Genomic DNA, 18873 nt, shown 5'->3' on the forward strand with positions numbered 1-18873 from the left:
TGTGAAGTACCTTTTGTAATTATCCTCTGAAGGATAAATGAAAATTAAGTACTTACACAAAATTTAGAACAGTCCCTTTTTTGGCTTTGACGAGCGTTGTGTAATAACCGTCCGCTACTGCTAATTCATTATCTTTAATTGCAGCTTTCACATATTGGGCCGTCTCGCCTTCAAGAAGTTTTCCTTTCTTTTCCTCTTCCCAAGTTGGGCAGTCAGCCACGACCATAAATCGCATCTTTTTACCCAAACGAATATCTGGATGAACCTGTCCAGCAAGGTCGCAACCGTTACATTGCTTGCAATCGCGCATATGCTCGACCAACGAAGCTCGCAGGAATGGCTCTGAGGTATCTGTGTATCTATCTGCTTTTACAGAATCAATAATTAATCCTGGTAATAGCCTCATTTGATCCTTTCGTCGTGAGAGGTCTTTCGCTGAAGGCTCACTAGGTTCAATGCTTGCAAACGCCCCAATTGGACCACTTAACGCACGTAACATTGGCAACATTAAATGTTGCGTAATTTCTTCATCAGAAGCTTTTTCCTTTACAAGTTTTTGGTATTTATCGTCAATCAATTCATCAATGAAAAATTGGCTCGCATTTTTCATATTGATATTTGAACCGCGATATTTTTCAGCCATGCAACGTTCTACACGCGCTTCTTCTAACAATGAAGTTAAAGTCTTTACCTCTTCAGATCCTTTTAGCTTGAGAGAAAAATCGGTAAAAAGATACTTCGCTACCTCTTGATCAAGAAAACCTTGAACCGCATCAATCAGCGAATCTGGTGAATTGTCCGGAAGATATGGAAGGTTAATTCGCACAGGTTTGCCTGTCTTTGGATCCTTATGCACACCTGCCTCAATGCCTTCTTGTGTTACTGCAATATCAGAGTTAGTCAGTGCTTGGGTAACGACAACAATTGCTTGTCTTAAAATATGTATGCGCTCATTCATTGAAAAATCTCAATCTGAAAAAGTCATTATTGGATGTCTATATACAGACCTGACAGCATATTAACAAGTGCTTACTAATATTAAAAAGCATTATAAAAATATTTATTGAAAAATAAAGAGTGAAATTGGGGAGATTTTGAGTTTTAATAGAGGGTTTATTTTGACCGTGGCCAGCATCAAACCTTGGACACTAACCACAGAGAAGGGTCAAGTGAGGGATTTTTAATTATTTAGGTAGACTCATAAGACTATATAGCTAAGTTTAATAAACAAATTTTCGCCAAGTGCATTGTTAATCACAAGGAAATCACCGCATTCCTCATTTTTTCCTTTAATTACATTAATTTGATTTCCCTCAAAGATCAGTTCAGAACCCTGCTCTGCCAAGAAATCTGCTACGGTTTCAGGCGTAATAACTTCAACACTTTTCGACATTTTTTACTCCTATACTCTAACTATCATACTTTTTTGACAAATAATTGGCTTGAATGAGGCTTATACTTCCTCTTGGTATCAGTCGATACGTTGTCATTATAGTATGATTGTCTGCATCAGCTAACAAATTGCCTGTACTTAAAATGAGCATCTACTCACCTATAGTCTGACCATTAGTTTAACCCAAAAATAAGAAAATATTAATCAATGCTTACTTACTAAATTTTTCCGTTAATTGTGACCGATGTCATGTTATCCAATCCTATACAAATCTGTACTTTTCTTGAACTTGGGTAAATCAGCACTTACTGATATACTTTACCTAAACCGCAAATATTTTAAGTCTATAATGTTGTATCGAGGATACATTCCGACATTATGACTTTATATCTATTAAGAATATTCTAAGGAAAACGTTACTATGAAATCAGCAGCTACTAACACCAAACGCAAACTAACTGTCGCCCAATATCTCGACGCTCAACTAAATGCATCGGATCTGAATCAGTCGCAATTGGCAGAGATTATGGGTATCAATCAAAACATGGTTAGCTTCATTGTTCGTGGTAAAAGCAAATTGCCTCTTGAACGTGTGCGCGCTATGGCTGAAGCTTTAAAAATCGATGCTAAAGACCTCTTCATGCGCTGCCTAGAGGAATACATGCCTCATCTGCTTGAAGAAATGGAAGCCATGATTGAGCAACCTCTTATTACTGATGCAGAATCGAATTTAATTAAACAAATTCGCGAAGCAAATGATGGCCATAATTTTGAGTTTTTCACTAACCCTAGACAGAAAGAAGCTTTTGATGCTTTCCTAGAAACACTTAAAGTCAACTAATCTGTTTTTATTCTTACTGCCCGATCAAGTTCGGGCTTTTTGCTATTCATACCCTTTAAATTACTGTTTTTAAATTTTTCTTTCATAACTCCTCCTAAACTTGAAAACGTTACAAAATCAAGATTGGTATAGATTACCAATTTAAATCAAACTTTGAAATACCACTCTTAATAGAAAAGTACGTATACGACAGGATATGACGCCCTGCCTTTTTGCACCCCCAAAAAATATAATAAAATGTATCTTTTATTACATTTTTTATTTTTCGACATGTGGTAGACTGTTTTTATATCCTTTCCGTTTTTGGAAAAATGTAATAAAAAATTATTTGGTCGATTTATGGCAAGAACAACAACTGGAAAAGCCCCATATGTGTCAGAAGATGATCTTGAGATTACTTTAGCCACTCAAACGGGCGTAAATGCATTACGGAACAAATGTGTTTTGTATTTCTCACACTTCCTTGGGCTTCGCGCTAAAGAATTATCAATGTTAAAGGTCGGCGATGTTTACGACGTGAAGAAGGGCAAGCTGAAGGATATTATTCGATTGCTCGGTAATATTACTAAAGGCAACCGCTACCGTGAGGTATTCCTAGTCAATCCAATCGCTAGATCACTGGTAGAAGAATACATAACAAAAGAAAGACCAAAGGATCCCGACGCACCTTTATTTTTATCGCAGAAGGGCGGTCCATTCTCACCAAATAGCATGGTGACCATGATTAATAACTGTTATAAGAAGGCTGGTATTCAAGCAACCAGCCATTCCGGTCGACGTTCCTTTGCCACAAGGCTAATAAGAAAGGGCGGTGATATTTATTCAATTCAACAATTGATGGGGCATAGCTCAATCCTGACCACGCAAAAATATTTTGCATCGGATCCGGAATTGCTCCGCCAAGTTGCTGAAAAGTTAAATTAAAATTTCAAAAATCTAGTTTTGTGCAGCAGGCTTTGGATTTCAAAGTCTGCATATAGATAGGTTGCAGTCTCACCATTATCTAGGTAGTCATCCATTCGCTGCTCAAAATCTTTTTGGTTATAGAATTTTAATTCATTAATATCAAAGTGGTTTTTATCAAATTCAACGGCAACGGCTTCGTTTTCATTCATGAGCTCCAGAACCTTATTGGCACCTTGAATGCCGCCAAGCATATCAATTTCACTCTTTGCTAATTTAAATTCCTGATCATCCAACTCATCAGCAATCTTGTTTGCTTCTTCTAATGTTTTGGCACTCGTTGCATCAAAGAACACAACTTCACCATTTGCATTCTGAATCCAAGTACCTATTTCAAAAGTTCCATCTTCTAATTGTCTGATTTGATTCTGCATTTTAAGCCTATGAATTTATATGTAAGCAATTAGAACTATTAAACATTTTGTTTTAGTTAAATACAATCTAATTTTTAAATTAATAATCTATATAGATTTCTATATAGATTTCTACATAGCAATGAATACAAGTTTATACATTGTTATCTAGCGCATTTACTATTACACTACGATTTTCGCCAACGTTTATGTTGAGGATTTAATGAAATTATTGATCGCCAATTCAAAAGGTGGCGTCGGCAAAACAACTACGGCTACCAATTTGGCTGCATGGATTGCCAATAATGAAAAACAAGACGTAGCTCTTGTCGACCTTGACGCCAATAAAAATTCGGTTAAATGGGGTATTTATCGTCAAGCCCAAACTTTCATAGAAAAGACCGGCTCAATCAAAACTTATCATTTGTTTGGTCAACCAGAAATTGACAAAGTCATTCCAAAAATTGAAAGTGAAACACCTAACGTAATTCTCGATTGCGGTGGTTATGACTCTTCTGGCTTCCGTGAAGCGCTGCTTTGTTCCGATGCCATTCTTATTCCAACTCGCCCTAACCAAGCTGACGTAGAATCAACTGGGGAAATTTTGGAATTAATTGAAGAAGCAAATAATATCCGTGTAAATGAAAGGGACCTCGATCCACTTCATGTCTACATCTATATCACTCAAGTCCCGACAAATGCACGTATCACAGCTTTAGACGATGCGCGTAATGCGTTTAAAGAAGTTGAAGATTTTGCAAAAGTTCTCGATTCCGTAAATTACGACCGTATTGCATATTCAAGAGCTTATGGCATGGGTCTGGGTGTTATTGAGTTAAATATTGGTGCCTCTAAGGCAGCAGAAGAAGTAAATGCATTGGCTGAGGAGTTGTTCAAATGAGTGGACGTGGTGGATTATCATTAGGCAAAGCTGCAAAAGTACAAGCTGAAAATTCAAATGCATCCGATTTTACAAAGAGTGCTCCAGTACAAACTGCCACAGCAACGCCAGAAGCTAATGAAAAACCTGTAGACCTTGATAAGCTTGATGAACTATCAGGATTAAGCAAACCTAAAGAGAAAAAGGACCGTGAAGCGCCTTGGCGTCAGGGCATTAATATTGCTCCTGAAGACTTGAAATTAATTCAACGTCCTTTTAACAACAATATTAGCCAAGAAATGTACCTTCGTTTGAACTGGCTTAAATCTATCAGCTCCATTGGCATGGGTTCTAACAAGACCACTTTTACAACCATGCTCAATGAAGCTTTAGAAGAATATACGGCTCGTCGAATCAAAAAACTCGGCGACAATTATGACGTCTGACCAAGAAATTCAAACCATTCGTCATAAATAATATTCTCGTATTTTAGGGCAAGCAGTTTGAAGTCAAAACCAAAGGCTTCAAACACAGCTTGCTCTAAATTTTTGAGCTTTTCATGCTCCTTTTCCTCATTTGATTCCCAAAATAAATAGTTTGTTTTGATACTCACAGGGCAATTTTTAATAATTTCTCTCGCTAGTTTTGAGTTTCTAGCTGCCACATTGGCTTGTCTAACTTCCAAGTTTGTCACTTCATCAAGGCTTAATCCTGATTCTAATGAGAACAACACAGCCTTTCTTTCAACTTCCTTCAGCTTCAATAAACCAGCAATTAGGTTGCTCACCGTAATGGAATGATCTTTTTTTAATTTAAATCGAGCAATTTTTACCGAGTTGATTTGGCGGTTATAAATAGCGTCGTTGATCTGACTAACCGCGTATTCAATTTCCTTATCAATTTGACTTTCTTCATTTTTAAACTTGAATTTAGCAATTACGGCGTTTAATTGATAATTTGTAATTCTTTCAATGTGAGTGGTCCATAATTTCGTAGTTGCCAAATCGCTATTTTTAAGTGCAGGCAAAACACCAGGAACAGATTTTAGTAGCATAAAAAAACTCCGAAATTATTGAAATTATCGGAGCATTCTATTTTAGGAAATTTTAATTGTTCATCAAAATGCTTAGGCTATTTTATCTAAATGTCCTGCACGGCGCACATGATCTAAAATCGGCTCTAAGGCATCTTCAATCGTTTCATCATTCTGGATCAACATATCGTACTGGTTGATTTCGTTTATCCAATGAGATTCGACCTGAATCATGACTTCTAAACGTTCCGCAAGTTTCTGATCTGCTCGAACAATTAAACGTTGTAGACGGCTTTTAATATCAGCGTCGACAAAAACCCCAAGATATTTAATTTCATTTGCTTTCAGATAACGCTTAATCTTCTTATATCCATTTGGGTCGACAATAATTATGGCATTTCGATCATCTGGCAAGGTTTTGAAATTATCAATCGTTACGCCATATTCATAATTACCATGTTTATTTGTCTCAAGGAACTGATCAGCCTTTTTCAGTGCATCAAACTCTGTTTGAGTAATAAAGTGGTAGTGCAAACCATCAACCTCACCTTCCCGTTTCGGCCGTGATGTTGTGGTAACAATACGATTAAACCCATATTTCTCGGTCAGCGCGTCAGCAATGGTTGTTTTGCCGCTGCACGTTGTTCCAGATAACAATACAAACATCGTCATACCTCATAAGAAGAGGCGGTAGAACCGCCCCAATTAATCCCGATCAATACACTTCCAACCTTGGAAACTTCCGCTTGAATAAGGGATGCAATCTGTAAATGCATAGTAATCATATTGGAAACCAATCTTACGCGATTTCTTCTGTGTAGATGAAGAAGAAACAGGCATCGGTTTAGCAGGCGTTGTAACAGGCTTCACAGAACGAATCGTACTAGGTTTTGTCACAGTCTTAACTGGACTAGAACGAAAACTTGTAGTGGTCGGAGCGCGTGTGGACGAGCTGCTGTAAGACCGCGCAAAAGATGTCGAAGGACGAGCTGAGGATACAGACGCTGCTCTCGCTACCACCGCTGCATTCGCTTTAGCTCCGCCAATGCAAAAATACCCGATAACTGTAAGAATAATGGCAAATCCAATAGTTGCGATAATTTCCCATTGTTCAGTAGAAGGACGTAAAGCTTTTTGACGATGTAGTTTTTTAGCTTTAGATAACATCAATATATACTCCATATTTATGCTGTCGCTGTATTGTCAATCACCACCGCTTCACTTTCTGCCAGCTTCTTGGCAGCTTCGATAGCGTTTTTGAATTGCTCTTCAATACGTTTTAAATCATCAGCTTCCGTTTTATCGATTCGATAGCAGTCCTCAACCATACGTGGCAAATACAACGAGTAATTCTGGTTACTGTTGGATGGGCGCATAATGGCATTTGAACGTACAGTGATAATTCGACCAATCCAGTCACTAGGGTTTGCATCAACTTCGCCACGCATTTTTTCATTCTTAATGGCGACATCCACAATGACTTGACCACATGCAGATTTACAATGCAAAGCTCCTGCTCGCCCTTGGTTCTTTGAACCCACCTTACCCGGATTAATGCTCACAACCTCCAGCTCACAATCCGCATCAAGTTTTAATTTAACTTGGTGTTTACTTGTACCGTCTCTCCAGTGACCTTCTGGATGCTTGATTACCAGTCCCTCTTTGCCCTGCATAAGTACATTAAAAAAGTGATCGTAAGTCTCGCCCAATGAGTGAACAACATGCGTATCAATAAGCCGCACATACTTAGGCTTAAACTTGGCCAGCATCGATTTAATCAGTGCAATACGACGTTTATATGCTGCTTCAAATTTTCCTTTTGACTTAACAGAACTAAGTGGAATGAAGTCCCAAATCATATAGATCGGTTTTTCATTTTCAGCGAATGAGCCACCCTTAGTGACCGAATTCAAGATGCCATTTCCAACCTTGCGTGGCAGGACGACACCATCACGCTCGACAAGTAGTTCGCCATGATATTGGACATCTTTGATCAGCATATCCATTTCCGCAGTAAGGTCGGAAAAATGCTCCATAGGTAACGGCGTGCCCTGACGTGAGGACAAGAAGAACTTATCTTCTAAATTGGTCCCGTTGGCAAACATGCCATCAGCTTTTTCTTGCAAATAAATGCCATCTTTCCACGGCCATGCCTTCAGCTTTACTTCACTAGGCAATGAACAGCGTTGGTATGGAAATACAGGAATCAAATCAGGCACGACTTTGTTGATCGTTGCATCACTAAAACCTGCACGTAAATCTTTTCTTAAAATTCGAATTAGAAGCTCGCCTGACTTCTCTGATAATTGAGCCAGTTGGCTACGCAGCGCTTCGCGCGCTGCATTGCCTGTTAGTTCACGGTTATTAAGCTTAGATAGGAACTCAAGGGTATCAACCTCATCAAACATTAATTCCCCTGTTCCTGCATCTTCTGCTTTTGGCAAAATTCCAAAGACAATAAACGGGTCATATGCCAAACGCAGAACTTCTCTGAACAACCCCTTTTCTGCTTCAAAATCCATGAGTAAAGCTAGTTTTTCATTTTTTGAGCTTTCAGATGCAATTTGGTTTAAAGCCTCTAGTAACTGATCGCTATTCATTGCTACACCTTATTACTGCTTTGCAAATGAAGGAATAAATGAATCTTTAAATGGGGAATCGCCTTCTTTGGATTTCAGCATTTCGCTTTTAGCGTTTTTAATCACTTCTCTAACATGGGCTTGATGAGCTTTAAATACTTCTTCGCCGAAATGCTCTTTTGCAGCTTGCAGAAAGACCGCTAGCCAATGATTGGTAAAATCACGAAGCATGTGACCTAGATCAAGCAAATATTCATCTTCTGATTTTTGAGCCAATAATTGTGCATATTCCTGAATTGATTCTGTGCCGGTATTCACGACTAATGCTGCTTGAACCTGTGCAACCACACCCATAATGGCTCTCATGTAAACTTCAAGCTGTTGTGGACCATTAACGTGAGCTTTTACAAACTCTTCGGTTAAATCCTGAATCTTGCGCATGTGATCAGGAAGCAAGGTCATGAAGCGTAATTCCTCGGCATCTACATTCGAGTCTTTTAATGCCTTGATTAAAGCTTCTAATAAATCTTCTGCGTTGCTCATAATTTTTCCTGTGTGTTTGCTTTGAAACGGTTAGCAATTTCTAAAAGCGATAATCCGCTCTCGATACTTGGTACAGTTAAGCTCTCACTCTCGATATATAAGTTAGCGCTTACTTTATTTTCTTGTTGCGATTCTACATGAACATCTTTGGTATTCAAACTATTTTTCTTTAGTTTAGTATTGATTGCATCACTTAATGAATAATTACCCTTTGAATTAACTGGAATTTCTTTTTCTGGTTTTTCACCATTAATATTAGTAAGTTCTAACTTATAATCAAATTTAGAAGAAATAGAAATTCCTTGTTTAGCCAGCCGCTTCCCAACTTGTTTTCGCATTTCTGAACGATCAATGTAATAGAGAGGCTTACCTGCCTCAATTTCACGTTCACGCATTTCGGCAGCTTCACAGTGATGTCTATGGATAGCGACTACACAAACTGCATCCACCTCGCGTTCATTTCCCTCCTGAACATTATGGATGCGCTTTAGGCATGCGGCATAATTAGGACGGTTGCCAGTATGAGGGCAAAAATCGCAGTAATAGGCATTTGTTCCGCTTCTGGATAATTCCAAATCGAGTTCAGGAAGAGTTTTAGTTACCATGATCCTTGTACTCCTTTATAGGCAGCATACTCATCTGTATCAAGAATTAATTCGCTCAGTTCGCTTCTGATAGGTCCAAAATAATTTTGAAAAATTGACTTGATCTCAGCTTCTCGCCCTTTGTCAAAAATATTGGATGCTTCGCGACCGAAAATTGATTGAGCATATTCAATTGGATTAATCGAATCCGAATTGGTAGACAATTCATCAACTAGATTACGTACAGCAGCCTTACTTAAATTCTTTACCCTTTCTGCTACTGTTGAGTAAGAAAGTCCTCCGTATTTTTCAAGAATTTCGACCGTTCGGTGATAACCGCCCTTGTTATCATGGTAATCAACAGCCTTGATCGCCAAGCCTAATACTTCATCTTGAGTATGCTTGTGGACAGCAAAATATTCTGTCAGCTCCAAAACCTTTTCATTCGTTGTGGTCTTTGTCACCATAAACCGACAATGTGGAACCCCAATAATTACTCTGTTCATTACCATGACCCCAAAACTTCACCATAAAATTCTTGTCGTTGTGCCATGAGCTGAGCCGCTTTACGCTCTTCCTCTTCTTGTTTTCGTTGCCGTTCTTCCTCTGTTTCATATCTGAATGTAAATTTGTACATGTCATCAACTGGAATCCCGAACGTTTGGGACAAGGTTTCTAAATATTGTTCAAAACCCTTTTCGGTAATCGCTGATGCGAAAGGCGCTCTAATGGCATTAATCGGAGAGTCGAGAGTCAAGTAAGTAATAAAATCATGGAAATTATCAAATTCATGCAGGATTTCGCTTTCACGTAAATCGCTATATTCACCTGCTTTACCTTTCGCTTTTAGTGTTTTATTAAATTCGGTATCAAGTGTTTCACCCTTACCTTCTGAATGGTGTTTGACTTGAGCCGTTTGATTTACCGCTGAGCCATAAATTTTGAATAATTGCGTGTTGCGTTTAGCTCCGTCCTGTACAGATAACAAGAACATCGAATAATATTTTGTCCCACTCGTATGCAATGAGTAGGCACTTCTGACCACAATTTTTAAACTCATAGTAAAAGCACCTTGAAAACTTCAACAATATTTTAAAAACAATGATTTGGAATCAAATACGATTCAGACTTTACCCATATACTTAATGCGTAAACTTACTGCGCTAATTGGCGTAATTGGTATCGCTTTTCGATACGCTGTGCGAACGATTTCAGGGTCGACTTCATTGGGGTCACATCCAGCAGGCAACGTGGCCAACCTTGCCTTTATGCCAAAGCTATTTATCTTTAAACATGCATCGATCGCAGACAGAATTGCGGCAGGCTCTCCATCCCACATAATTGTCACGCACTCCAATCCCTCATCTTTGAGCTTTAGTAATTCAGCCATTTGCGATTCATCACCACCTACCGAAAGATGCTTACCAAATGACGCGACAACTCCAACTTTGCAAAGGAACTCGTCTTCCTTGAAGGCTTGATATATCGCCATAGCGTCAAAAGCGCCCTCTCCCATGACGATTTCAACGTAACCTAGGGCATTATGGCCGTTATATAGGTAAGTGCCCGTAGACGCGAAACCAGGAGGAAATAGATACTTCTTTTCAGCCTTTCCTGTAATATCCCGACCCTGAAAAGACACAAGCTTGCCTTCAAGGTCCCTGACAGGAATGATGATTCTCATGCTGTAGTTTTGGTATTGCTTTTCACCCGTTGGACCTATGTATGCAAACCAACCCTTTTGACAGAATTTCAGTCCAAATTCACGACACGTATCGAGCGTTATATTTCGATCTTTCAGGTACTTTAGGTTCTGACCCATGATCGGCAAGTCATAGGCTTTTGGAAGCTTTAGATCGCCAATTTTGGTTTGTGTGGGTTCACTTTTGCGCTTTGGCTGCCAGCCCTGCTCCTGAGCAATTGCTTTAACATGCTCGACAATCTCTTTATTGCTTAGGCTATTACCACCTATACCAGCCTTAATAAACTTCCATTTCGAGAATTTGGTTTCGCAATCACCATGAAAGCAGTTACCCAAACCCGTATCCTGATTCAGATAGACTTTCCAGCTTGAGTTACCACATACCGGACATTCCTTAACATTCAACTGGATTCCGTTTTTTCCGCGAGTTACTTTGTATTCAAACCCTTCGCGGTTAAGCCAATACTCCATATCAATGCGGTCTAATATCTCCGCTAAACTTTCTTGATCTCTCATATTGCAAAATCGCATTAGATAAAATTAGCGCTTATTTATACTAGCACAAAGTTATAAATAAGCGCTTACTATAATAATGGGTTAAATTTATTCGACGCTAATCACTTCTTCCAAGAACCTCATCATGGACACATTCTGCTTAATCACCACAGTAACCCCCATCTCTTGGTTACGAGAAGCTGCAAAGTACAATCGAGCCTGACCTTTCGCTCTCTCTTCCTCTGTAATGTTGATGGAGATTGCAACGTCAGCGGTCCTGATTTTGTTAAAGTCCTCAGCTACGTGCTCTGCCTTGGCTACCGTTGACTTAAAGCCCTCACGGTTGGTCTGAGTAGCTGTCAGTAACGCCACATTCTCTTCAAAAGCAATCGCGCGTAAATCAACATAGATAGCTCTTGAGTTCTCTTTTGGGTCATTTGTACGAATATCTGGACGCATCAAATCTGCATAGTCCACAATGATCATATCGAACTTGATTGGCGGTCTTATCGTTCCATCAGGGTTCCGCCCAGGATTCTTATACCTATCAATTAACGCTCTTAGCTGTGACGGAGAAAATGTACCGGAACCAAATTCATGAATAATAAATTTGCCCGCCGTCTTGGCTACCGTCTCGACCGCAGTTGCAACACTTGCAGCCTTCGACGCCAATTCTTTCATGATCACTTTTGAAATAGAGGCATCTAAACGGTCTGCAATAATGTCTTTACCAACTTCTAGCGTTACATATAGAACGTTGTATTTAGCAAAGCTTGCGATACGGCCAAAGTGAATAAGCGCTTGCGTCTTACCTGCTTTTGCACCGCCCATTAATAGAGACAGCTCCTTGCGTCCCCAACCTCTGTGATAGAGCAGATCATCAAGTTCTTTACAGCCAGTAGTAATGCCTGTCGGAGGTACTTTGCCTGTCAGCTTCTCGATACGTGCCAGCTTACGATTCAACGCCTGAGCGAAGAAGTCATAACCAACACCCTCTTCATTCAATCCGACCGCAATAGCTTCCTTGATACGCGCTTCAATCTTGGCGTAATTACCTGCCTCAAGATCAGGAACAGAATTAACAATCGCATTGGATACCGCCTGTTTTCGCGCGAACTCAACAACCTTTTCTTCAACGAAAGCCTTGTCAGTGACATAGATGCCAATTAATTTCTTCCTTGCTTCCACAATTGCCGCTAATGTTTCTCGCTTATAAACTTTAGAAGCAGCTTTATCCTTGATAATTTGGACAACAGAAGCGGGATCAGGAGAACATCCATATTTATTGAAGTGTTGGAGCGCAATATCGACCAGACATGCTTCACCCTGATTTTCGAAAAATTCTGGCTTCAGAATATGGGCGGCTCTTCTAAGAAACTCATCATCACGTAAAGTTAAAGCCGCAATTTTTGATTGAAACTCATCGTCGTAATCAAACTTTTCTTCGGTGAAGCCTTCGAGTTCTTTATCAACGACCTCTTCTTCATGAATTTCGGCCACAGCAGTAGACATATAAGATAATCCTTATAGAAAATAGATGGCTTACGTTTAAGATTTAGATTTCGACTTTCTCTCTAGCTCATCAACTAGGTCTTCAATCCCCTTAGTTGGTGAGAACTCGGAAATTTGGTGTTTAAAAAGAACACGCGCACGATAACGACCGTTTTTATCACCATTCAAATAACAACGAAGCGAGATCGTTTCTGCATCCGCAGCACGGATGTATCCACGTACAACTTCGCCGTCTGTTTTAATGACTACAATTTCCTGTTCTTGCTCTTGCAGCTTACGAACAAACTTCATGTAGCCCATTTCTTCAATTTCGCATTCGTTCGCTGGCAGCCTACGCCCATACGTTTTACGCGGCTGAAATTGAAGTTTTTGCTTTTCTTCCGTATTTAAGTAAATAGACTCCTTTGAAATTGGAGCGCTATTGCCGAACTTGTTTTGTATCGCAAGTTCTTTCTGCCATTCGCTCATTAAAACCTCGAAACATTAGTAATTACTATAAAAACGATATTATCAAATTATAGTAAGCGCTTATTAATATTTTAAGAGAAAAAAGCATTAAATACTGGATTTAATAGCTTGGTTGATGATTGAAATATCAAAAGACTCTAAAGCTTTTTCAATTCGAAGCGCATCATAGCGATAAATGCATGTCCCTAATGCGTAATGCTGCACTTGACGCATCCGCACCTGCTTAACAATAAAATCTTCATAATCAACTTGCATTGGACTGTTATGAAAAAGTGTAGCGGTAAAATATGGACTTTTAGCGATCTGGAGCGAAGCTTCACAATAAGACTCCCACTCATGGAAGACTTCAATTAACAGTTCTTCTTTTTTTAGTTGAGCAGGTCTAGGTGGCAAAGGTCTACCATTCGCAATCACCTTAACGCATTTATCAAATGCGGTTTTTAAATAGAAGTCATAACGCATTCCCAAAGCATCAACCGCCTGTCTGAGTCGCCAAAATGACAAGGCCTCACGACTGAGTAAGAAATCTCGCTCCTTAATGGGTTTAACGAATTCGGCCGCCTTATGATCAATAGCTTTTCTATAAAAGTTTCGATATTCATTTTTGAAAAGCCGAAAGAAGGTAAGCGTCCGCTGAACACACCTTCTGAATTCATCCTATAAGCCTTAATTTAGTCCACACTTAAAAACAAGTGGGGACTAAAATTTATGACTACAAATCACCAGACATCCATCGCATCTCTTGCGAAAAAACGAAGAACATACAGTGCTGAATTTAAACAGCAGATCGTTCAGGCTTGTAAAGCACCGGACGTTTCAATTGCTTCGGTCGCTTTGCAACATGGATTGAATACAAATCTTGTATCCAAATGGATTCGCTTAATTGATGCTAAGCCAGGGAATGATCGCTCACCACTACCGAATAAACCTGCATTTATTGCCTTATCTTGCTCTGCACCATTAGATCCTACTCCTACTGACATGTTAAAGGTTCAAATTACTTTACCCCACTCAAAAGCAGAAATTGGCTTGAAATGGCAAGTATCAGAAATATCTGCTTTAGCAGAATTACTCAAGGCACTTGCAACATGATCCGCATTGATGAAATCTGGCTTTCTACCCAACCTCTGGATATGCGAGCAGGGATGGATATTGTCATGGCTCAGGTGGTGAGAGCCTTTGGCTACATCAAACCGCATTGTGCTTACCTGTTCTGTAATAAACGTGGCCATCGCATGAAAGTGCTGGTACATGATGGACTGGGCATCTGGCTGTGTGCCCGGCGGCTGGAACAGGGAAAATTCCACTGGGCGCAGGTTCACCAGGGTGAAAGCATGGCGATAAGTCCGGAACAGTTACAGGCACTGATCCAGGGTTTACCTTGGCAGCGCATTGGACGACAGCAGGTGGTGACGATGCTTTAAACCAGACTGTTCCATTCTGCTATTCTCCAAACGTTCTATTTCATTCTTCTCATGACCTCAGGCATACTGCGGTCATGAATACGCTGCCTGACTTAAGCCAACTGACCCATGAACAACTGCTGGAATTCACCAGACAGTTGGCAATGCAGCATCAGTCTCTGGCAGAATCAAATCAAGAGTTAGAAAAATCAAACCAGCAATTGGATGCCAAAGTTCAACATCTTTCTATTCTCACTCAAAAATACGAGCATGAACTGGCGCTGTTTAAAAAGCACAAATTCGCCCAAAAGAATGAACACTTAACGGCAAAACAAATCCATCTGTGGGATGAAGCGGTTGAAGAAGATATTGCCGCGGTTGATCTAGAACTGGAGCGGCTGAATGCAGATAAAACCGATGCAGTGACACACAAAGCCACAGTCAATAAACCTAAACGTCGACCACTGCCAGATCATCTACACACCATCCGTATTGAGCATGAACCTGCATCAACCCAATGTGCTTGTGGATGCCAACTCCGGCGTATCGGCGAAGATGTCAGTGAAAAACTGCATTTCAGACCGGCACAGTTCTATAAGGAACAGCATATCCGTGGCAAATGGGTCTGTGATCAGTGCGACACCCTGACTCAGCAAGCGATGCCAGCCTATGTGATTGATAAAGGCATTGCTTCACCTGAACTGCTCAGCCATGTGTTGGTATCGAAGTATGCCGATCATTTACCGCTGTACCGTCAGCGCCTGATCTATCAGCGGGCGGGCATTGATCTGTCCAGATCCACGTTATCTGACTGGATTGGTCGCTGCGGTGTGGAACTGGAACCTCTGGCCAATGCCTTAAAACAGGTGGTGCTGCAACAGCGGGTGATCCATGCCGATGAAACGCCGGTCACCATTATGCGGATGGGTGAGAATGAGAAAAAACCGAAGAAAGGTTATGTCTGGGCCTATGCCACCACACAGTACAATCCAGTTCAAGCGGTGATCTATGACTTTCAGGATAGCCGTTCAGGTCAGCATGCAGAAGAGTTCCTGAATGGCTGGCAGGGCCATCTGGTCTGTGATGATTACAGTGGTTATAAAGCACGCTTTAAATCAGGCGATGTCATTGAGGTGGGCTGCATGGCACATGCACGTCGTAAATTTCATGAACTGCATGTGACCGGGAAAAGTCAGATCGCTGAACAGGCATTAGTGCTGATTCAGAAACTGTATGCCATAGAAGCAGAACTCAGGAAAAAGACCGATAGTACAGCAGAACACCGCCGCGAATACCGACAACAGTACAGCCAACCGGTGAGGCAACAACTGTATGAATGGCTCAACCAACATGATCTGACGGTGCCATCGAGTTCTCCAACCGCCAAGGCGATCAATTACAGTCTGAAGCGTTGGCCAGCCTTAAGCCGCTATCTGGATGATGGCAATCTACCCATTGACAATAACTGGGCAGAGAACTCAATGCGTCCCTGGGCATTGGGCCGTAAGAACTGGTTGTTTGCAGGTTCGCTGCGCAGTGGACAGCGAGCGGCAAATATCATGACTTTAATCCAGTCAGCAAAGCTGAATGGCTTGGATCCGTATGCCTATTTAAGTGATGTGCTGAAAAAGCTACCGACACATAAAGTGACCCAGATTGAAGAGTTACTGCCACACTGCTGGAAACCTAAATCGAATTAAAAAATTGGTATGGGATTCAGCGGACGCTTACGAAAGAAGTAATAAGTGGCTTGCATGGGATGCATCAGCCTATAGTCAAACCACTTGGTTGTCATTAACTACGTTTCTAGCTTCCGCTCTTTCTTGGGAATGTACTGAATGGTGAGAATTTCGTAATGTTCTAAATCAAGGTCATTGCCATAAAAGTGACCCGCCCAATCTAAATACTTGGGTATTTGTTTTTCAACTTGGGACATCCGATCGTTTCCGAATAATTAATATAAAAACTTAAATATTATAGAAAGTATTATTTAATTATTCGTTAGCACTTCAAAAACCCAAGTTTTCGGAAAAGACCCAAGTACCGGAATGTTTAAGCCGGTCTTTTAGAGTTATAAAGTTCAATTAATGCGTGTTGTAGAGTTACGCCTTTAATCTGGGCATATTCGCGGACGTATTCCTTGGTTACGCCCTCATCCAGCTTTAATAGTGCCTCATACAGTCGTTTTATGCCATTTAATTCAAATTCATCCTTTTCTTCTACTGGCTTTTCAATAGCAGACTTATAAACGCCAGATTCAACGATAAATTCTTTTAATGGGTTCTCTTTGTTAAGGTCCTCTTCGCTGAGATCACTACCCAAAAACTCTTGGGTCGATACTTTTGGAAGCCTAATGTTTTCTAAAGGAGCGCCTGTCTTTTTAGCTGAATCGGAAGAAGGCTTGCTGTCATGGATTTCTTTCGCTTCGCCTTCAATGAAGTTATCGGTTTTTAAACTTACTTCAAAATAAATGCCCGTGATATTACGTCCTGTCTTGATTTTCTTTTCAGTAATAAACAGGTCAGTAAAACTATTAATCTGATCAATTGCCGGCTTCAATACACGTTTATTGAAGTTGGTCATATCCGTACTTTCGGGATTTTTCTTGTCTCTATACTCATGAGGAAGAAGGCCCATCTTGGCACGGAAGTCCTCAAAGTCATAAACAGGAGTTTTTCGTATATCCGAATTTTTCCAACTAGCGACCAACTCATACAGACGGATGCCATATTTACTGGTCACATCGCGTAAATTGTCGATGGCATATTTGGTAAAGGTTCCTTCTAGCTTGGTTACTAGAGGAATCACATCAGGAGCTAGGGTGATCGTTAATAATGCATCATCCTTAACGTATGAAACTCGTGATACCCAACGTGACCGAACCACCTCAATCTTGCCATTTCGCATTGTGGTGTAAGAAAAACGTCTTTCAAATAAGGTATCTTCGGCTTCCTTCAGTGTTTTATATGCCGCGCTCACTGTTGTATTAAATTTTTGGGCATATAAGGAAGCCGGAATCTCGATAATCGTTTCGGCAGTCAGATCTGCATTCTTGTTTCTGGAAACTAAAATGGCGAGTAGAATTATTCTTTGCTCAGCAGTGTCCAAAGCGTAGCTTGCATTAATCAATGCATTCGCTTTATAAACATCTGAATTCCTAATAAGTTCTGCCATATATTCCGTTTCAGAAAGGTTTTATTGGTTTTCGTAAAAGGTACATGATTAGATAATGTTTGTAAATCTAGTTAATCAGTCAGAATTGAGCGGATTTATATTTAAGGATTTTGACCAAAACATGACAATGTAATGACATTACCGGAGTTTTTGTACCTTTATAGGCATTCCTTCGGAATTTTTGTACCGTTATCGCCTGTTTTGAACGGAAAAAATGTACCGTTATCACTCCCCTATCGGAGTTTTTGTACCGTTATGATGATTTTGGCTATTAGTTTAGCGGAGAAAATGTACCTTTATAGGGGTGTAAACGGAGAAAATGTACCGAAATCCTTTTATGTATTCTTTAAGTTAATGGAAAAATGGCTTTAAAAGGTACTTATTCGGAGTTTTTGTACCTTTATAGGACTTCTAACGGAGAAAATGTACCGTTAAAGGCGATTTAACGGAGTTTTTGTACCTTTTAAACTATTGAAAATACAGGACAGAATTTTTGTACCGTTAAAAAGGAATATTTGTACCGTAATTAAAACTTTTTGTACCGTTAAAACGGAGTATTTGTACCGCTCAAACGGAGTTTTTGTACCTTAATAGGCTTTGAAAGTATTTGATAGCAATCGTTTCAGAGCTTCTAAAAGAAAAAAAGAAAAGATTTTAAATTCAAATAGGTTTTAAGTTATCCACAACGGAATTTTTGTACTGTTATTATTAGAACTCTTGTAATTCAAAGCATAGAGCGTTTTTAAAAAAAAGAGTTCACAGGAAGAAGTAAAATTGGGTTTAGTTTTAAATTCAAATTAAGATTTGTTTTGAAGATAAGAGTACATAAGGATAATGCATGTTGTTAAAAACATTATTCCCCCTACCAGATGCCAAAGAAATGAAATCATTGTTCTATCGGCTCATCATAGGTGCACACTGTAAACAGACAGTGACATGGATATTGTTTT

23 protein-coding genes are annotated in these 18873 nt (G+C 39.9%); 7 read left to right on the top strand and 16 right to left on the bottom strand.

The features are described 5' to 3' along the window. Positions 1-52: 52 nt before the first annotated feature. Complete coding sequence (locus HJG58_RS16395) at positions 53-958, bottom strand: cobalamin biosynthesis protein CobT (RefSeq protein WP_002125271.1); 906 nt, start codon at positions 956-958, stop codon at positions 53-55. A gap of 240 nt (positions 959-1198) precedes the next feature. After that, a complete protein-coding gene (locus tag HJG58_RS16400; RefSeq protein ID WP_000047261.1) occupies positions 1199-1393 on the bottom strand; it encodes a hypothetical protein in 195 nt (64 codons plus the stop codon). 421 nt (positions 1394-1814) lie between these two features. Here HJG58_RS16400 and HJG58_RS16405 point away from each other — a divergent pair, with 421 nt between their 5' ends. After that, positions 1815-2234, top strand: coding sequence for a helix-turn-helix domain-containing protein (locus tag HJG58_RS16405; protein ID WP_000833467.1), 420 nt, complete (start codon positions 1815-1817; stop codon positions 2232-2234). 339 nt (positions 2235-2573) lie between these two features. Next, positions 2574-3158, top strand: coding sequence for a tyrosine-type recombinase/integrase (locus HJG58_RS16410; RefSeq protein WP_000124734.1), 585 nt, complete (start codon positions 2574-2576; stop codon positions 3156-3158). Here HJG58_RS16410 and HJG58_RS16415 read toward each other — a convergent pair. Then, positions 3155-3571, bottom strand: a complete 417-nt coding sequence (locus tag HJG58_RS16415; protein WP_001180909.1) for a hypothetical protein — start codon at positions 3569-3571, stop codon at positions 3155-3157. The two genes, HJG58_RS16410 and HJG58_RS16415, sit on opposite strands and share 4 nt — an antisense overlap. A gap of 202 nt (positions 3572-3773) precedes the next feature. On the opposite strand from HJG58_RS16415, the gene HJG58_RS16420 reads away from it, so the two are divergent. Together HJG58_RS16420 and HJG58_RS16425 are read left to right on the top strand one after the other, a co-directional pair. Then, positions 3774-4451: an AAA family ATPase gene (locus HJG58_RS16420; protein WP_002125263.1), complete on the top strand. Its 678-nt coding sequence runs from the start codon at positions 3774-3776 to the stop codon at positions 4449-4451. After that, positions 4448-4876: a hypothetical protein gene (locus HJG58_RS16425; RefSeq protein ID WP_002125269.1), complete on the top strand. Its 429-nt coding sequence runs from the start codon at positions 4448-4450 to the stop codon at positions 4874-4876. Before HJG58_RS16420 ends, HJG58_RS16425 begins: the two co-directional genes overlap by 4 nt. On the opposite strand, the gene HJG58_RS16430 is transcribed toward HJG58_RS16425, so the two are convergent. The 12 genes from HJG58_RS16430 to HJG58_RS16485 form a co-directional block, all read right to left on the bottom strand. After that, positions 4864-5484 (bottom strand): hypothetical protein, encoded by a 621-nt coding sequence (locus HJG58_RS16430; protein WP_002125265.1) that lies wholly within the window; start codon positions 5482-5484, stop codon positions 4864-4866. The two genes, HJG58_RS16425 and HJG58_RS16430, sit on opposite strands and share 13 nt — an antisense overlap. Positions 5485-5556: 72 nt before the next feature. Continuing rightward, the gene (locus tag HJG58_RS16435) at positions 5557-6129 is read right to left on the bottom strand and encodes a guanylate kinase (RefSeq protein ID WP_002125274.1); all 573 of its coding nucleotides are present in this window, start codon (positions 6127-6129) and stop codon (positions 5557-5559) included. Between the two features lie 39 nt (positions 6130-6168). Further along, on the bottom strand, positions 6169-6630 hold the full coding sequence (locus HJG58_RS16440) for a hypothetical protein (protein WP_000949172.1): 462 nt from the start codon (positions 6628-6630) through the stop codon (positions 6169-6171). A 17-nt stretch (positions 6631-6647) separates the two neighbouring features. Then, positions 6648-8063, bottom strand: coding sequence for an ATP-dependent DNA ligase (locus HJG58_RS16445; protein WP_004832933.1), 1416 nt, complete (start codon positions 8061-8063; stop codon positions 6648-6650). A 12-nt stretch (positions 8064-8075) separates the two neighbouring features. Beyond that, positions 8076-8585, bottom strand: a complete 510-nt coding sequence (locus HJG58_RS16450; protein WP_004832935.1) for a hypothetical protein — start codon at positions 8583-8585, stop codon at positions 8076-8078. Then, positions 8582-9190, bottom strand: coding sequence for an Asp23/Gls24 family envelope stress response protein (locus tag HJG58_RS16455; RefSeq protein ID WP_002124005.1), 609 nt, complete (start codon positions 9188-9190; stop codon positions 8582-8584). The genes HJG58_RS16450 and HJG58_RS16455 overlap by 4 nt, the downstream gene beginning before the upstream one ends. Next, complete coding sequence (locus tag HJG58_RS16460; protein WP_004832937.1) at positions 9184-9675, bottom strand: hypothetical protein; 492 nt, start codon at positions 9673-9675, stop codon at positions 9184-9186. The genes HJG58_RS16455 and HJG58_RS16460 overlap by 7 nt, the downstream gene beginning before the upstream one ends. Next, positions 9675-10214: a hypothetical protein gene (locus tag HJG58_RS16465; protein ID WP_228141956.1), complete on the bottom strand. Its 540-nt coding sequence runs from the start codon at positions 10212-10214 to the stop codon at positions 9675-9677. The genes HJG58_RS16460 and HJG58_RS16465 overlap by 1 nt, the downstream gene beginning before the upstream one ends. A 78-nt stretch (positions 10215-10292) precedes the next feature. After that, positions 10293-11387, bottom strand: coding sequence for a DNA primase (locus HJG58_RS16470; protein WP_130128026.1), 1095 nt, complete (start codon positions 11385-11387; stop codon positions 10293-10295). A gap of 87 nt (positions 11388-11474) precedes the next feature. After that, a complete protein-coding gene (locus HJG58_RS16475) occupies positions 11475-12878 on the bottom strand; it encodes a DnaB-like helicase C-terminal domain-containing protein (RefSeq protein ID WP_000102026.1) in 1404 nt (467 codons plus the stop codon). Between the two features lie 36 nt (positions 12879-12914). Next, a complete protein-coding gene (locus HJG58_RS16480) occupies positions 12915-13346 on the bottom strand; it encodes a hypothetical protein (RefSeq protein ID WP_000005905.1) in 432 nt (143 codons plus the stop codon). Between the two features lie 87 nt (positions 13347-13433). After that, positions 13434-13850, bottom strand: coding sequence for a hypothetical protein (locus HJG58_RS16485; protein WP_017402502.1), 417 nt, complete (start codon positions 13848-13850; stop codon positions 13434-13436). A gap of 204 nt (positions 13851-14054) precedes the next feature. Here HJG58_RS16485 and tnpA point away from each other — a divergent pair, with 204 nt between their 5' ends. The 3 genes from tnpA (at position 14055) to HJG58_RS16500 (ending at position 16449) form a co-directional block, all read left to right on the top strand. Further along, on the top strand, positions 14055-14438 hold the full coding sequence (gene tnpA, locus HJG58_RS16490) for an IS66-like element accessory protein TnpA (protein WP_004646130.1): 384 nt from the start codon (positions 14055-14057) through the stop codon (positions 14436-14438). After that, the gene (gene tnpB / locus HJG58_RS16495; RefSeq protein WP_004832949.1) at positions 14435-14770 is read left to right on the top strand and encodes an IS66 family insertion sequence element accessory protein TnpB; all 336 of its coding nucleotides are present in this window, start codon (positions 14435-14437) and stop codon (positions 14768-14770) included. The genes tnpA and tnpB overlap by 4 nt, the downstream gene beginning before the upstream one ends. A gap of 74 nt (positions 14771-14844) precedes the next feature. Next, positions 14845-16449, top strand: coding sequence for an IS66-like element ISAba46 family transposase (locus HJG58_RS16500; RefSeq protein ID WP_057089985.1), 1605 nt, complete (start codon positions 14845-14847; stop codon positions 16447-16449). 352 nt (positions 16450-16801) lie between these two features. On the opposite strand, the gene repM is transcribed toward HJG58_RS16500, so the two are convergent. Next, positions 16802-17923 (bottom strand): replication initiation protein RepM, encoded by a 1122-nt coding sequence (repM, locus tag HJG58_RS16505; protein WP_000818856.1) that lies wholly within the window; start codon positions 17921-17923, stop codon positions 16802-16804. Positions 17924-18873 lie beyond the last annotated feature (950 nt).

This window comes from Acinetobacter geminorum, assembly GCF_013009345.1.
Classification (GTDB): domain Bacteria; phylum Pseudomonadota; class Gammaproteobacteria; order Pseudomonadales; family Moraxellaceae; genus Acinetobacter; species Acinetobacter geminorum.

Bases quoted from the DNA above. Each gene is read 5' to 3' on its own strand.
- HJG58_RS16460 (WP_004832937.1), bottom strand. From the start codon at position 9,675: ATGAACAGAGTAATTATTGGGGTTCCACATTGTCGGTTTATGGTGACA.
- HJG58_RS16405 (WP_000833467.1), top strand. From the start codon at position 1,815: ATGAAATCAGCAGCTACTAACACCAAACGCAAACTAACTGTCGCCCAA.
- HJG58_RS16395 (WP_002125271.1), bottom strand. From the start codon at position 958: ATGAATGAGCGCATACATATTTTAAGACAAGCAATTGTTGTCGTTACC.
- HJG58_RS16475 (WP_000102026.1), bottom strand. From the start codon at position 12,878: ATGTCTACTGCTGTGGCCGAAATTCATGAAGAAGAGGTCGTTGATAAA.
- HJG58_RS16420 (WP_002125263.1), top strand. From the start codon at position 3,774: ATGAAATTATTGATCGCCAATTCAAAAGGTGGCGTCGGCAAAACAACT.
- HJG58_RS16470 (WP_130128026.1), bottom strand. From the start codon at position 11,387: ATGAGAGATCAAGAAAGTTTAGCGGAGATATTAGACCGCATTGATATG.
- HJG58_RS16430 (WP_002125265.1), bottom strand. From the start codon at position 5,484: ATGCTACTAAAATCTGTTCCTGGTGTTTTGCCTGCACTTAAAAATAGC.
- repM (WP_000818856.1), bottom strand. From the start codon at position 17,923: ATGGCAGAACTTATTAGGAATTCAGATGTTTATAAAGCGAATGCATTG.
- HJG58_RS16480 (WP_000005905.1), bottom strand. From the start codon at position 13,346: ATGAGCGAATGGCAGAAAGAACTTGCGATACAAAACAAGTTCGGCAAT.
- HJG58_RS16400 (WP_000047261.1), bottom strand. From the start codon at position 1,393: ATGTCGAAAAGTGTTGAAGTTATTACGCCTGAAACCGTAGCAGATTTC.
- HJG58_RS16455 (WP_002124005.1), bottom strand. From the start codon at position 9,190: ATGGTAACTAAAACTCTTCCTGAACTCGATTTGGAATTATCCAGAAGC.
- HJG58_RS16415 (WP_001180909.1), bottom strand. From the start codon at position 3,571: ATGCAGAATCAAATCAGACAATTAGAAGATGGAACTTTTGAAATAGGT.
- HJG58_RS16425 (WP_002125269.1), top strand. From the start codon at position 4,448: ATGAGTGGACGTGGTGGATTATCATTAGGCAAAGCTGCAAAAGTACAA.
- tnpB (WP_004832949.1), top strand. From the start codon at position 14,435: ATGATCCGCATTGATGAAATCTGGCTTTCTACCCAACCTCTGGATATG.
- HJG58_RS16435 (WP_002125274.1), bottom strand. From the start codon at position 6,129: ATGTTTGTATTGTTATCTGGAACAACGTGCAGCGGCAAAACAACCATT.
- HJG58_RS16440 (WP_000949172.1), bottom strand. From the start codon at position 6,630: ATGTTATCTAAAGCTAAAAAACTACATCGTCAAAAAGCTTTACGTCCT.
- HJG58_RS16410 (WP_000124734.1), top strand. From the start codon at position 2,574: ATGGCAAGAACAACAACTGGAAAAGCCCCATATGTGTCAGAAGATGAT.
- HJG58_RS16445 (WP_004832933.1), bottom strand. From the start codon at position 8,063: ATGAATAGCGATCAGTTACTAGAGGCTTTAAACCAAATTGCATCTGAA.
- HJG58_RS16450 (WP_004832935.1), bottom strand. From the start codon at position 8,585: ATGAGCAACGCAGAAGATTTATTAGAAGCTTTAATCAAGGCATTAAAA.
- HJG58_RS16500 (WP_057089985.1), top strand. From the start codon at position 14,845: ATGAATACGCTGCCTGACTTAAGCCAACTGACCCATGAACAACTGCTG.
- tnpA (WP_004646130.1), top strand. From the start codon at position 14,055: ATGACTACAAATCACCAGACATCCATCGCATCTCTTGCGAAAAAACGA.